This is a genomic window from Desulfosporosinus meridiei DSM 13257 (assembly GCF_000231385.2).
GTDB classification, from domain to species: Bacteria; Bacillota; Desulfitobacteriia; order Desulfitobacteriales; family Desulfitobacteriaceae; genus Desulfosporosinus; species Desulfosporosinus meridiei.
In genome coordinates this window covers 1343153-1358272 of sequence record NC_018515.1, presented here as the reverse complement: position 1 = coordinate 1358272, position 15120 = coordinate 1343153, and the positions used below count along the sequence as shown (strand labels likewise).

The window sequence follows — 15120 nt, the reverse complement described above, 5'->3', positions numbered from 1 at the left end:
TTACCCGACCTTTCTCTTGAGGAATGGCTTTCGGGATAAGTATATCCCCGCAGGTTTATCCTCCTTTAACTGACCATCCTGAACAACCTGCTTACCCCGTAAGAATACGTGAATCGCTTGACCGGACCGCTTAAAACCTTCGTAAGGAGTATAATCTACCTGCTGATGTAACTCTTCAGCTTTTATGACTGTTGATTGGCGCGGGTCCCATACCACTATATCAGCATCACTTCCGGGAGCAATGGTTCCTTTACGGGGAAACAATCCGAACAGCTTAGCTGCATTTGTAGAGGTTAAAGCCACGAAATCATTTATTGATAATTTTCCCGACAAAACGCCGTGAGTATATATTAATCCCATGCGGGTTTCTACCCCGGCAGCTCCATTGGGAATTTTGCTAAAATCATTAAGGCCTTTATCTTTTTGTCCTTTATAATTAAACGCGCAATGATCCGTAGCAACAACATCTAAGACTCCGGTGTTTAAGCCGGACCACAATATTTCCTGATGCTGAATTGGGCGCAAAGGCGGTGAAATCACATATTTGGCTCCGTTAAATCCTTCAGCATTGTAATAGCTGTCATTTAACAAGAGGTATTGGGGACAGGTTTCTGCGTAAATCTCCAGTCCCTTTAGTTTTGCATTGGTCACTGCTTGAAGAGCTCCGCTGCAGGATAAATGGACAACATAGAGAGGTGCCCCTGCTATCTGAGCGAGGGTAATGGCTCTTTGAGTTGCCTCCTCTTCTACTTCAGGAGGACGGGATAAGGGATGATATTTGGGGGTGGTTTTTCCCTGTTTTAGATGTTCATGAACTAAGTCATACACTATATCACCATTCTCACAGTGTACACAAACCAGCCCGCCGGATTCCCCTGCTTGACGCAAAGCTTGTAAAAGTGCCTGATCATCCACTTGCAAACTGTTCTTATAAGCCATGTAAAGCTTGAAGGACGATACTCCGTCTTCTTCAACTAACACTTTCATTTCATTAGCAATGGCTTCATTCCAATCCGTGATTGCCATATGAAAACCATAGTCTACATAACTCTTATCTTTCGCTTTTATGTGCCAGTTCGCCAGTCCCTCTTTTAGAGTTTCACCTTTAAACTGAGTTGCAAAGTCAAGAATGGTTGTTGTTCCACCTAAAATTGCTGCTTTAGTACCCGAAAAGAAATCGTCTGAGGTTGAAAAATCTCCCATGGGGAGGTCGAAGTGAGTATGGGGGTCAATTCCACCCGGAAATAAAAAGCAGCCATCCACATCTATTGCCTGGTCACCAGGTTGCTTGATATCGCAGCCAATAGCCACAATTCTCTCGCCTTCAATGCGGACGTCTGCTTGATACTGGTCTGCAGCCGTAACAATAGTTCCACCGTTTAATACTATACCCATGTTCATTTCTCCTTAAGGGAAATCTCCTCATCTCGGGGGCACAAACATTATGGAAACTTCCTCAGTTGATAATCTGAAGAATCTATCTGTCGTATTACAAGTCAGATTCTTTTGGATGAACCTTTCAGCCCTCAGGCCTCTGACCACTTATTCTATATACCTACACATAATTGACGGTCTCGTGCTTCTTCTTGATAACGGTTCAAATGAAGATTATACAAACTCAAGTAATTAAGATCTTCAATTTAAATCTAACTATTTAAATCTAACTATTTAAATCTAACTATTTAAATCTAACTTTTTCATCCTACTCTTAATATCACACTTGGGATGGAGATGAAGCTAACTCCTCTCCATCCCAAGCTCAGTAACTATTACAAAGGGAATAAATCGATTAAATATCTATCGATCATGGGTAAATATGGGTTCCGGTTTTGCCAGCAATAGCTTCTTCTAAGGATTCAGGATTAGTAATAATCGCTTCTTTCCCGCCGTTTTCTAAAAAGCTAATGACAGCTTGGATTTTGGGCAGCATGCTTCCCGGAGCAAAATGGTTCTCAGTCACATACTGCTTTAGTTCCGCTAAGGTCACCTTGTCTAAGGCTTTTTCGTCAGGCTTGCCATAGTTTAAATAAACTGTTGGTACACCTGTGGAAATTATTAAAACGTCAGCTTTAATATCTGCAGCCAAAAGACTGGTAGCAAAATCTTTATCAATAACAGCATCTACCCCTTGAAGTAAACCGTCTGGACGTTTAACTACGGGGATTCCGCCACCGCCAACGCTGATGACACAATAGCCATCTCGTACCAGTTTATTGATAACATTCTTCTCTACGATCTCTTGAGGACGGGGAGAGGCAACCATACGGCGATAGCCTCTGCCGGCATCTTCAATCATAACCCATGATGGATTATTTTTCTGAATCTCTTCAGTTTGTTCTTTTGTATAGAAAGATCCGATGGGTTTAGTTGGTTTCTGAAAAGCAGGGTCATTCTCCGAAACAACAACTTGAGTCACAACTGTGACAGCTGTCTTGTCCATACCCCTCTTTTTGAACTCATTATCCAATGCTTGTTGGATTTGGTAACCAATAGCTCCTTGGGTGTCTGCCCCACAGCTGACCAGTGGTACCTGATGCATCGCTGCAACATCCTTAGCAATTTCAGATCTTCTTAGAATAAACCCGACTTGTGGACCATTGCCATGAGTAACAATCACTTCATAGCCCTGCTCGATCATACCGACAATATGTTTGGCAGTTTCTACTACAGCCTCATATTGATCTTCAACGGTCGCATGTGCGTTATCACGAATCAGAGAATTCCCACCAATTGCTACAACAGCTAATGTACTCACAATTATTTTCCACCTACCAATAATGTCATAACAGCTTTAGCTGTATGCAAACGGTTTTCTGCAGCATCATAAGCGATTGAATGTGGTCCATCAATAACTGAGTCTTCAACTTCATTGTTACGGTCAGCAGGTAAAGCATGCATATACATAACATCTTTGCTGGCAGTAGCCATTTTAGCTTCAGTGCACTTCCAGCTCTTATTGGAAACGAGAGCATCATCAATAACAGCAGTGGCGCCGGTAACAGTAGCACCGGTTTGGTCAGTAACCCAGTTGCCCCAGCTCTTAGGAATAACGATATCAGCATCTTTATAAGCAGCAGCTTCGTCATGAGTAATTGTTAAAGTACCGCCATGCTTTTCAGCATTTGCTTTGGCTTGCTCAATAACCCATTCAGGAAGTTCCCAACCTTTTGGATAAGCGAGCCATACATCCATACCATAACGAGGGAAGAGAAGAACTTGAGTTACAGGCACAGAAATCGGTTTCTTATGGCTCTCAGCATAGGCCCAGATGATGGAGATCTTTTTGCGTCTTAAGTCTTGGTGTTTCTCTTTAATGGTTAGCAAATCTGCTAAACCTTGGAATGGGTGATAAAGATCGTCTTGTAAGTTCATAACCGGAACTGAGGACCATTTAGCCATCTCCGTTAAGTATTGATTTCCTCTGCCCCAGTTGCAATAACGGCAAGCAATCATGTGACCAAAGCGGGAAAGAATAATAGCTGTGTCCTTAGCAGTCTCACCATGAGCGATTTGCATGCTGCTGGAATCCAAGAATCCTGCATGACCACCCAATTGAGCCATACCGGCTTCCATGGAGTTTCTGGTACGAGTAGATTGTTCGAAGAACATCAAGAAGCCTGTTTTGTTATGAAGATAATTTGTATCTTCGCCCATAGCAAACTTTCTCTTAAGATCTAAAGAAACATCAAGCATTGTATCTAATTCTTCTTTAGTAAAGTCCTCTAAGTTAATAAAATGTCTTCCTCTGAAAACTGTATTCATTTATTATTCCTCCTAAATGTTTGTTTACTATATTTTCAGTAGTCCTAAGACTACAAAATCGTTAAAATCTTTTAGCTATACATTTCTTGCGTTACCCATAGCTAAAGCCTTTATTGATGAATCCCCTTCGACCAAAGGTCGACACATTTGGAGCGCAGCAGCGTTTACCGCAGGTCAACGCCGAACCGTGACAAAACGACAAAGCCACCGTCGTTCCCCAGCCACCCCAAGCTTGCAGCAAAGGCGACTTTACGGAATGAGCACTTTAGTGTAGTCGCGTAAGCAGAGGTTAGTGCTGAAGCGTGTAGAAACGTCGTGGGACTAGTCCATGGATGGACTGATGCCGCGGTGCCATGACGATAAGCGGATGAGCTTATCGCCACACTGCAACTCATTACGCATACTACTGCAGTGTGGATTGGCAAGGAGCGGCGCACATACAGAAAGCACAAGGGTTTAGACGTTTTAGCTTCAGCGCTGACCGGAGTAGCGACGAAACGTGTGCGAATGGAGTAATGTCGCCTTGCCCCACACTCAAAACTCTACTTCTTAATCCCCACAAGGTTCTCAGTATCCTTAGGCATCTTGTCAGCATATTCCTTAATATAAATGCTCGGAATAGCTGCATACATAGCTGCACAATCAACAAGTTCCTTTTTCCAGGTTCGCTCATTTGGAGCATGGGCTTGGTCTTCGTGTCCCGGTCCAAAACCAATGCAAGGAATTCCATAACGTCCCATGATCGAAACACCATTGGTGGAGAAGGTCCATTTATCGACAACTGGATCCTTACCGAATAATCCTTTGTAAGCATCTGTAAGAGTACTGGTAACTGGATGTCCTTCTTCAATGAGCCAGGTTGGGAAATAGCATTCTGTTGGGTAAACCAGGTCGGTATAAGAAGGTCTGTCATACTGGTACATGGTTACTTCTGCATTGGCAGCCTTGACTGAAGGAAGGTTCTTGATTTGTTGAACTGCATATTCCCAAGTCTCTCCCGCGGTTAAGCGACGGTCAACGGAAATCCAGCAGCTATCGGCAACCGCACAACGTGAAGGAGAAGTATGGAAGATCTCCGAAACCGTTAAGCTGCCTTTACCAAGGAAGGGGTGATCCATGAGGTTTTCATGTAAGCTGCGTAATTCTTGGAGAATTGGAGCCATTTTATAAATTGCATTGTCGCCACGCTCTGGAGCTGAACCATGACAACTAACACCTTTAGTCATTACCTTAATTTCCATACGTCCACGATGTCCGCGATAGATCTTGCCATCAGTTGGTTCGGTAATTACAACAAATTCAGGTACAACCTTGTCTTCATTGATAATGTACTGCCAGCACAAACCGTCACAGTCTTCTTCCTGTACGGAACCAACAACAACCATGGTATAATCATCTTCTAAACCAAGATCTTTAATAATCTTACCGGCATAAACCATTGATGCCATACCACCGATTTGGTCTGATGCGCCTCGTCCGATAATGATCTCATCATCTTCAAACCCTTGATAAGGATCATATTGCCAGTTTTCCAGGTTCCCTACACCAACGGTATCAATATGTGCATCCATAGCAATTAAATGTTTGCCATGACCAATATAACCAAGAACGTTACCCTGAGGATCAATCTCAACTTTATCAAAGCCGACCTTTTCCATTTCTTCCTTGATGCGAAGTACTGTTCCCTTCTCATCACAGCTTTCTCCTGGGATAGCGATAAGATCTCTTAAAAACCGGCTCATTTCTGGCTCATATTTTTTGGCCAATTCAAGAACTTTTGCAAATTCCATTTTTTACATAATCCCCTTTCAATACTCTTGAAGTCAAGTAAATTCATCACTTTTTAAAGCTGGACTTTTAAACTTACACAGTTAAATATAGCAAGAACCATGCCAACTTAGCTTTAAAAGGCTTTTCTTGATAATTTTAGATCTGAGTTCGGTGAGAGCTCAACCTCCTTCGTAAGAATTGTCCATATCAGCTCAAAGCTCAGGAAAGAAATTGTTAAAGTCTTTATTCAAGAACTATCTTTCCCCAGCTTCAGAAGTTTTATCACGTTTTCCAATCTCAATTTGAGACGGTAATTTGCAAGATAAAAATGCAAAAACCTCTAAGATGCCGTGATTTCGACAATCTTCGAATTCGGTCTCATTTTGAGACAGAAATCTAGCTTTGAAACATAAATTTGTTGCCATTTTAGGTGAAAGTCTTGTTCTCCTCAATCTCGTATTCCTTTATCTTACGGTAAAGGGAGGCTCTACTAATTCCCAACAACTTTGCTGCGTCTTCCTTATGCCCATCAATATTAACGAGGGTCAAGGCTCGCATAATTGTTTCCCTCTCCAGAGCTTTAAGGTTTAGAGATAAATCTTTGATTTCGGCTTTATTTTCGGTTCTTATCCTCTTAGGCATCGTATCTGCGGTAATCATACCCCCTGCAACCATTGTGACACAGTACTCGATCACGTTACCCAGCTCGCGAACATTTCCCGGCCAAGTATAGTGTGACAAAATCTCGATAGCTTCAGGAGTAATTCCACTTACTGACCTATCCGTTACTACTGAATAATAATCTAAATAGAATTGGGTTAGAATCGGAACATCTTCTAACCGTTCACGTAAGGGCGGAATCGTTAAAGGAATAACATTTAGTCGATAATAAAGGTCTTCTCTGAATTCACCGGTTTTAACCATGTTATCTAAATCTCTGTGAGTCGCAGCAATGACACGTACATCTACGGGTATCGAGCGAGAACTGCCGATTCGTTCTACCCTTCTCTCTTGAAGAACTCTTAGAATCTTTACTTGTAGGTGAAGGGGCATGTCCCCAATCTCATCTAAAAAAAGAGTACCATTATGGGCCAGCTCAAATTTGCCGATTTTTCCACCCCGTTTAGCCCCGGTAAAGGATCCTTCCTCATAGCCAAACAACTCGCTTTCCAGGAGGTTTTCCGGAATGGCACCACAATTGATGGCGATAAAGGCATGTCCTTTACGTTTACTACTTTGATGGATTGCCCGTGCCAGCAGCTCTTTCCCGGTTCCGCTTTCCCCCTGAATTAGGAGGGTAGCCTTACTTGGTGCCACATGTAAAGCCATGGCCTTTAATTCTTTCATTTTTCTCGAGTTCCCTACGATCTGGGAGAAATGAGTTTCTATTTCATTAACCGTAGCTGCTTTGACCAGCTTCTTAATCTGCTGAATATCCCTGAGAGTTATAACCGCACCTTCAATAACCCCATCTTTTTTGATGGGTACGACGTCGCAGTATAACTGGGTTGCGACCCTTTTTCCCTGGATATTTCCCGAAAAGGTTTCACCCCGTTCAACTGCCTGCCAGAGTTTTTTATTTTCCAGCAAGTGATATAACGCCTGCTCTTCTTGCTCATCTATGTCTAATAGTTTGGCAGCTAAGGTATTATAATGGGTTATTTGTTGCTGGTCATTTACTAACAAAATCCCGTCATGCAGCAAATTGAGCACTGTGACTAATTGGCTGGTTAAAATATCCCGATCATGGTTTTGTTGGATTTCACTTGCTTTTCCCACTAAAAGATCCGCCATCTTCTCCAAGAACAGCAATAACGATTGCTTATTGTCCATCAGCCGCTTAGTTTGCTCTTCGTCAAAGCTTACTAAGCCAATGACCCCGATAATCTGATCTTCACTGCGTATGGGGATAGCTACTTCAGCGTACTCCATACAATTCCCTTTACATGGACAAGGGTGACATAGCTCATTAAAGCCCGGGTTGTCAATGATCACAGGTTCCCCCGTTTTTAAAACATGCCGATAAACAAAACCATCATCCATCGGGCAGCCGCATTGACTTTTATATTTACCGGTACCGGCGACCCTAACTAAGTCAGCGTCAGCAATTTCAACTTCAATCTTTAGCGCTGCAGCAATGGCGTCCGCCGTTTGCTGAACTGTACTCTTAATATTGCGCAAGTAATACAACATGCTTTACACCTCATATAATTAGCTTTAGCATACCTTTTATACTGTATTCTCCGTATGTTGCTTTACTTCCTACTCAATCCGGCCTTAAAGTATAAAGAAAGAACAACAATCTATATCTGCACTGGGAAAGTGCCTTATTTTCAAAATTAATGCTCGACAAACGGAAAGGAAGCACCTTATCTTGAAAGATTTGTGCTTCCTTCTTATCATATCATGAACAGAACGTATTAACGTCCCGCTGATGGCAATTCACCATCCCAAACAATACTGCGATATTTAAAGGGATCGGTATTACCCTCTGTGTTAAACACTAAAATTTGAGATGATTCGTTAAGTTGAAGGGCTTCACGTGCTTCTTTGAAGGCATCATCAATCATAATTGTACTTATTAATCCTGTCGTTACGGCACCAGATTCACCTGAGATAACTTTCGGATCCCCGAGCAAGGGATTAGCTAACACACGCATTCCTTTAGCAGCCACCCAATCCGGGCAAGAAACAAAAACATCACTGTAATCCCTTAAAATATTCCAACCGATTAAATTCGGTTCTCCGCAGGCAAGTCCTGCCATAACCGTAGCCATCTCACCGCCAACTACCCGGGGCTTGCCATCAGCAGCAAGAGCCGATTTATATAAACAATCCGCCTGATCAGCTTCAACTATCGCGGTTATCGGGCGATCTTCTTTAAATAGTGAAGCAAAATATCCTTGTACTGACCCTGCAAGAGCACCTACTCCTGCCTGAATAAAAATATGGGTTGGCTTATCGATGCCACAGTCATTAAGCTGTTCCAGGGCCTCCGCGGACATTGTTCCATACCCTTGCATAATCCAACTCGGGATTTCCTCATAGCCTTCCCAGGAAGTATCCTGAACGACTACCCAACCATGCTTCTCTGCTTCAGCTGCCGTCATACGTACAGCATCATCATAATTCATATCTGTAATCTCTGCTTCCGCGCCTTCGGATCGAATTCTTTCTAATCGGTATTGAGAAGATCCTTTCGGCATATAGACGACGGATTTTTGGCGAAGTTGTCGAGCAGTCCAAGCAATTCCCCGGCCATGATTTCCGTCAGTTGTTGTGGCGAAGGTAATATCCCCTAACTTCTCTTTAATTTCTTTAGATGTAAGCACTTCAAAAGGCAGCTCACTAATGTCTTTGTTAAGCCTCTGTGCCAGGTATCTGCCAATAGCATACGAACCGCCTAAGGCTTTAAAAGCATTTAGTCCAAAGCGATAGGACTCATCTTTGACATAGATTCCGCCAACGCCTAAATTTTTAGCTAACTTATCCAGTTGGCGAAGTGGGGTAGGTTGATAATCCGGAAACGTTCTGTGGAAATTGATGGCCTTTTCAATAGCATCTTTATTAAACAGTTCAGTAGAAGAACCCGTTCCGCTTTTCTTTAGCATGGTATTCTTAGTCCATTTAATTTTATCTGACATTTAATGTACCTCTCCTCTTTTTTAAGTATTGTGCAATAAAACTTGGATTTTAATACGGTATTAAAAACAATTTCTTGTTTTATTATTGAACTTTTTATCTCCCCCTAAAAAACGATTTACGGCTTTGACTTAATAACACTATTTTATTATGCAAGTTTTGTGCCAGCGTGTTATGGGGACGGTCCTTTTAACACGGAGTCTAAAAGGACCGTCCCCATAAATGGGTAGACATATAGTTATAACCAAACAAACCTGATCTAACACCGATAGGTATTAAAGAAAATATTTGCAACTAACTTTAAGCCTTTTTGAACTTGCAATCTTAGTAAAAAACTCTCCTTGAAGACAATAGATCTGGTAATCTCTTAGGATACATAGATTCAGGAAAAAACATTAATATTACGGTAAGGATTATTACTACATTCACAAGTACTATTTTTTACTTTAATGGAATCTGCGATCTCACTGATTAACTGCGTTTCGCTTTTACTAACCAATGTCCGACAATTAAAATTTTCCAAACAAAAAAAGCACTCAAATATCTCAGAGTACTGATTTACCATAGGGATTTTCTCTATATTAAACAGCTAATAATTTTCTGGCCTTACTCTCTCAACAACTCCTCGGTTCACTGCAAGTAAATTTGCTATACCCACAATAGGCAACTCCGTGTTTTTTCGCAGGACTGCTATTATCTCATTCCTCAAACTCCTATTAGTTCGAATTTCCTTCCTGCTAAATTCCGGCCAATTACTCTGAAGATAGTTATTCAAATATAATTCCGCATCTTCTAGAGTACGGATACCGCCTTCATCCATATCCAGGAATTTGTCATCGTTATTTTCCATAATAAATCGCTCAAACTCTCGAATTGCGGATCTTGTATTATCAGCTATCGTATTAAGAATGTACTGAGTATCAACAAGGTTTGCAGTGGGCTCATCAGGATTCATGTAGCACCAATAACTACTCCACTTATATCCTTCCGGAGACTCCACCAGTTTTGCTTTTATCGGATTACGGTGCACGTATCGAATTACCGCCATTAAATAACGTTCATCTTCAACAGCTTCACTTTTAAAACGATCTTGAAACACATGGCCAACACGACTGTATCTGTTGTTAAAATACATCGCATAGCTTGTTGCAATCCCCTTCATGATCAGGGATAACTCGTTCGTTCTGTCTTTTAAAACTAAATGAACATGATTACTCATCAGACAATAAGCATATAACGACAGTTCCGCTTGAGAATTTTTCTTATCCATGACATTAATGAACTTTTGTCGATCTTCATCATCAAGAAATATATTCTTTTTTTCGTTACCACGAAGCATTATATGGTAGCATCCTGTATTACTGTATTTCCTCTGTAATCTTGTCAAATAATCCCCTCCACTCCGAACCCTTTCTAGCGAAAAATCAGACTATGTATTGTTATCCTAAAGTGGCAAGTTATTACTTTGCCCCTATAACATTTTTCATCCTTATTTTACCACAGGGGGAACGATTTTGGAACTGGTGTTCTGATAATATTTTGTGGGCGGCGATTCATCTCACCACCTAGGGAGGCGGAAGTCTTCTCGCCGCACTTTGATAAATCGCTCTCGAAGTAAGTTAACGCAACCGGGTCTAATCCTTACACGCTTAATTAATGCGGGCCCTCTAAAAACTCTTCAAGCTGCGCTCCTTTTGAACAATTTCGCAGGCTACTTGATGAGCCTTTTTGCGAATTTCTTCCGTGTCCTGAGTTAGAAGTTGTCCCTTACGAACAACCACTTTTCCGTTGACAATTGTTGTATCAACAAAGCTATGATTCCCGCAGCAAACTATGGAAACCAAAGGGTCGTGGGAACCTGCATAGGCTACGTCTTTTAGATCAAGGAGAATGATATCTGCTGCCTTCCCTGCTTCCAGTCGCCCTGTATCGGGTCTGCCTAAGACATCTGCACCCCCACGGGTAGCGCATTTCAGAGTTTCATAAGCCGACAACCCTTCATCCTTATAGCGGAGATGGTTCAGCAGATAAGCTCTGCGCACCTCCTCCCACATATTTGAACCGTCATTACTGGCACTTCCGTCGACAGCTATCCCTAGTTTTGCCCCCGCTCTAACCAAATCTGAAGTTGGGCAAATCCCGCTGCCAAGCTTCATGTTTGAACTTGGACAGTGGGCAACCCCTGACCCACTCTGAGCCAGCAGGTTTATTTCCCGTTCACTAAGATGAATTGCATGGGCAAACCAGACATCAGGTCCTATCCAGCCCACGTCTTCCATTAACTCCACCGGCCGGCGTCCATAACGTTCGAGACAGAATTTTTCTTCATCCAGAGTCTCAGCCAAATGGGTGTGCAGCATAACCCCTTTATCTCTGGCTAATAATTGTGACTCCCGCATCAAGTCAAGGCTTACAGAAAAGGGGGAACAAGGGGCCAGCGCTAAGCGTGTCATAGAGTAATCAGCAGGATCGTGATACCTCTCAATCAAACGCTGGGAATCTTTAAGGATTGTCTCTGCGTCCTGAACCACCTCATCCGGCGGCAACCCTCCTTCACTTTTTCCTAAGGACATAGACCCCCGGGTAGCATGGAAGCGAATTCCAATCTCTTGGGCGGCATTAATTTGTGTATCGATGAAACTGCTGGCTTTCCCCCTTGGAAAAACATAATGATGATCAGTTGTTAAAGTGCAACCTGTACGCAGCAGCTCGCTAAAACCTACCATCGCCCCATAATAGACAGCATCGGGGATGATATGCCGCCAAAACTCATAGAGATTAACCAGCCAGTAAAAGAGAGGCATCCCCTGAACTTCAGGAAGTCCGCGAAATAAGGTCTGATAGAGGTGGTGATGAGTATTCACCAAGCCTGGAAGGACAGCCATTCCCTGAGCGTCAATAATCTGAGGATTATCCATAGGGTTCAAGCTCAAATTCCGCCCTACGGCAGTTATTTTATTTCCTTCTATGAGAAGATCTGCATTCTCCAATATCTCGTCTCGATCATTAAAACTTATAATATAGGAAGCATTTTTTATTAAAATTGTCATTTCCACCAGCATCCTTTCTTTCCTAATTAGTATAAAAAGAAGCAGCGGTTCCTATGCAAGAACCCCTGCCTCTTTCGAGTTGTCAACTATTAATTTACAAAAAACGTGTTAAAAGGACCGTCCCTACGACACGCCCTACGACACGCCGGTCATTGCGTTGAACTGTTCGATTAATTTATCCAGTTCGGGAGCCATCTGGTGGAGTCGTCCCCAGTAATTATCATAATCGTACCATTGGGCATTCAGTTCGCTCAAGTCATACTCTTGCTGCTCAATCCAAGTGTAATATTTGAGGTTATGGATGCGTTTTCTAGTAAGATAGGTCAGTTCTTCCATGGAGTCAGTTCTGACACCCAGTACGTTTCTATTATGGTCGACGGCGGCATTTACTGCATTGTAGACTTTGCCCCGTTCTTCTTCCATTTCTTTTAATCTGGACTGATACATTTCTGCCGAATCTGTCAGGACAGTAATGACAATATCATCCTCGGTTAACTCATAGTACTTGGCAAATTTGATGCAAGATAAAATATTTGCCGCTCCGGAAATTCCTACCCAAGAAAGCTTAGCAATGACCTCTTCCGAAATCCCTTGCTCTCTCAAATAGTCCTGTCCTGCCGGTTCATTAAAGAGACGGAACAGCCCCAAGCTATCATTGTCATCAATAGCAATAACCATATCCGTATTTTTAACATTGTGAACCCAAGGAATATGTTTATCCCCAATTCCTTCAATTCTGTGTTCTCCGAAACCATTATCCAGTAAGGTTGGGCATTGTAAAGCTTCACCGACGGCGATCTTGGCATGGGGATACTGATCTTTTAAGTAGTCTCCGCTGCCCAGGGTACCGGCAGAACCGGAAGTTAAGCAAACCCCTGCCAATTTCCCCTTCTCGCCCATTTCAGCTTTGATAATTTCATGCATAGCATTTCCTGTGACTTCATAATGCCACAAATGATTGCCCAGTTCACCAAACTGATTAAATATCACAACATTATCCCGGGTTCTGCGCAGTTCCCAGGTCTTATCATAGATTTCCTTAACATTGCTTTCACTGCCTGGAGTGGCGATAATTTCCCCGGCAACGGTCTTCAGCCATTCGAAACGCTCTCTGCTCATATTTTCAGGCAAAATAGCAATGGATTTGCAACCTAATAACGCGGAATTGTAGGCACCGCCTCTACAGTAGTTCCCCGTTGAAGGCCAAACAGCTTCATGATATTTAGGATCAAATTGTCCCGTTACTAAACGAGGAACTAAACAAGCAAAACTTGCTCCAACCTTATGGGCACCGGTGGGGAAATACTTACCTGCCATAGCAATAATTCTGGCTTTAACCCCTGAAATTTCAGAAGGGATTTCCACATAATTCGGCAGCGGATTGAATAAACCGCCTTCTTTAACCGGTTGGTTCTTCCAAGAAATTCTGAATAAGTTAATTGGGTCAACATCCCATAAGCCAGTTTTTTTCAGTTTCTCTTTAACTGATTCAGGTATCTTATTCGGATCCTTCATCTGGGCCAAGGTAGGGATAACAATATTTTTTTCTTTAACACTTTGTACGGATTTCTTAAGCTGCTCTTCATTAATTTCTAAATTTATCAAGCTTCTCATATTAGTCCTCCTTCAATTCGTGTTATGATTCCGGCTTCAGACTTTTCCTTCGAGCTTAACCAGCAGTTCCTTAAGGGAAGGCTCAACCCTAATCGGCTCACCAACTGCTTTAATGGCGTTTTGAACGTCCTTTAACCCATTACCGGTGACAATTGATACTACTTTTTCGTCGGCGCCAATCACGCCTTTTTCCACCAAGACCTTAAGTCCGGCAGTTCCTGTTACTCCCGCCGGCTCGCCAAAAATGCCGCTGGTTCTACCCAGTTCTCGCATGGCTGCCAGGATTTCCTCATCTGACACAGCAACCATTGTCCCACCGGATTCCCGAACTGCATTTAAAGCCTTATCCGGATTACGAGGCACACCGACAGCGATACTATCAGCGATGGTGTTCTCTTCCTTGGGACGCCAAGGACGATTTTCCACAAAAGCATCTACCAGTGGACAACAGCCAGTTGACTGCACTCCCGCGATTTTCGGTAAGCGGTCAATCCAGCCTGCATTATAAAGATCCTTAAAGCCCTTCCAGACCCCCGCTATTGTACAGCCATCCCCAACGGAAAGGATAACCCAATCCGGCACCTCCCAGTTTAATTGTTCGGCAATTTCCAGGGCAACTGTCTTTTTACCTTCAACCAGGTAGGGATTGATAGCCGCATTGCGGTTATACCAGCCAAATCGTTCAATCGCCTCAGCGGATAGTCTGAATGTATCTTCATAAGATCCTTGAACACTGATGACCGTAGCTCCAAAAATCAGTAATTGAGCTACCTTTCCTTGAGGTGCACGGCTTGGCACAAATATTACGGACTTAATACCCATAGCCGCCGCACTGCCAGCCAAGGAGGAGGCTGCATTACCGGTAGAAGATGCGGCAACTGTGGGGGCCTTTTCTTCGACAGCTTTAATAACAGCAATAATCGAAGCTCGATCTTTAAGAGATGCCGTCGGGTTCTGACCGTCATCTTTGACATAAAGATTACTCATACCTAAGCTTTTTCCCAAACCCTGAGGTTTATAAAGAGGACTCCAGCCAACTCTCAAATGAGGGCGGGCAGAATCCGGCCCGATGGGCAGAAAAGGCATGTAGCGAAAAATCGAATAGTCCTTCGACTGGGCTAGCTGCTCACGGGATGTCATTTGGTTAATCACCTTGTAATCGTATTCCACATCCATGATGCCGCCGGTTTTGCCACACGTCGGGCAGGTATAGGTTCCCGCCACTGCTGGGACTTGCTTTCCGCAATCAATGCAGCGCAGTCCTAACACATTTTTCATCAAA

Annotated in this window: 10 protein-coding genes; all 10 read right to left on the bottom strand. The window is 42.9% G+C overall.

Features of this window, described 5'->3' with window-relative positions; genetic code table 11:
- The gene (hydA, locus tag DESMER_RS06280; protein ID WP_014902231.1) at window positions 1–1395 is read right to left on the bottom strand and encodes a dihydropyrimidinase; all 1395 of its coding nucleotides are present in this window, start codon (window positions 1393–1395) and stop codon (window positions 1–3) included.
- Between the two features lie 409 nt (window positions 1396–1804).
- Window positions 1805–2755, bottom strand: coding sequence for a carbamate kinase (arcC, locus tag DESMER_RS06275; protein ID WP_014902230.1), 951 nt, complete (start codon window positions 2753–2755; stop codon window positions 1805–1807).
- Between the two features lie 2 nt (window positions 2756–2757).
- The gene (locus tag DESMER_RS06270) at window positions 2758–3762 is read right to left on the bottom strand and encodes an ornithine carbamoyltransferase (RefSeq protein WP_014902229.1); all 1005 of its coding nucleotides are present in this window, start codon (window positions 3760–3762) and stop codon (window positions 2758–2760) included.
- Window positions 3763–4304: 542 nt separating this feature from the next.
- The gene (locus DESMER_RS06265) at window positions 4305–5552 is read right to left on the bottom strand and encodes a YgeY family selenium metabolism-linked hydrolase (RefSeq protein WP_014902228.1); all 1248 of its coding nucleotides are present in this window, start codon (window positions 5550–5552) and stop codon (window positions 4305–4307) included.
- Between the two features lie 406 nt (window positions 5553–5958).
- A complete protein-coding gene (locus DESMER_RS06260; protein WP_014902227.1) occupies window positions 5959–7725 on the bottom strand; it encodes a sigma-54-dependent Fis family transcriptional regulator in 1767 nt (588 codons plus the stop codon).
- Window positions 7726–7952: 227 nt separating this feature from the next.
- A complete protein-coding gene (gene dpaL, locus DESMER_RS06255; RefSeq protein ID WP_014902226.1) occupies window positions 7953–9176 on the bottom strand; it encodes a diaminopropionate ammonia-lyase in 1224 nt (407 codons plus the stop codon).
- A gap of 587 nt (window positions 9177–9763) precedes the next feature.
- Window positions 9764–10561, bottom strand: a complete 798-nt coding sequence (locus DESMER_RS06250; protein ID WP_014902225.1) for an REP-associated tyrosine transposase — start codon at window positions 10559–10561, stop codon at window positions 9764–9766.
- 280 nt (window positions 10562–10841) lie between these two features.
- Window positions 10842–12224, bottom strand: coding sequence for an 8-oxoguanine deaminase (locus tag DESMER_RS06245; RefSeq protein ID WP_148275261.1), 1383 nt, complete (start codon window positions 12222–12224; stop codon window positions 10842–10844).
- Between the two features lie 135 nt (window positions 12225–12359).
- On the bottom strand, window positions 12360–13838 hold the full coding sequence (locus DESMER_RS06240; RefSeq protein WP_014902223.1) for a pyridoxal-phosphate dependent enzyme: 1479 nt from the start codon (window positions 13836–13838) through the stop codon (window positions 12360–12362).
- 36 nt (window positions 13839–13874) lie between these two features.
- Entirely contained in the window at window positions 13875–15116 is a 1242-nt protein-coding gene (gene thrC / locus DESMER_RS06235; protein ID WP_014902222.1) for a threonine synthase, read from the bottom strand.
- Window positions 15117–15120 lie beyond the last annotated feature (4 nt).

Coding starts and splice junctions, on each gene's coding strand:
- DESMER_RS06245 (WP_148275261.1), bottom strand. CDS start 12,224: ATGACAATTTTAATAAAAAATGCTTCCTATATTATAAGTTTTAATGAT.
- DESMER_RS06240 (WP_014902223.1), bottom strand. CDS start 13,838: ATGAGAAGCTTGATAAATTTAGAAATTAATGAAGAGCAGCTTAAGAAA.
- DESMER_RS06265 (WP_014902228.1), bottom strand. CDS start 5,552: ATGGAATTTGCAAAAGTTCTTGAATTGGCCAAAAAATATGAGCCAGAA.
- hydA (WP_014902231.1), bottom strand. CDS start 1,395: ATGGGTATAGTATTAAACGGTGGAACTATTGTTACGGCTGCAGACCAG.
- DESMER_RS06270 (WP_014902229.1), bottom strand. CDS start 3,762: ATGAATACAGTTTTCAGAGGAAGACATTTTATTAACTTAGAGGACTTT.
- DESMER_RS06260 (WP_014902227.1), bottom strand. CDS start 7,725: ATGTTGTATTACTTGCGCAATATTAAGAGTACAGTTCAGCAAACGGCG.
- thrC (WP_014902222.1), bottom strand. CDS start 15,116: ATGAAAAATGTGTTAGGACTGCGCTGCATTGATTGCGGAAAGCAAGTC.
- dpaL (WP_014902226.1), bottom strand. CDS start 9,176: ATGTCAGATAAAATTAAATGGACTAAGAATACCATGCTAAAGAAAAGC.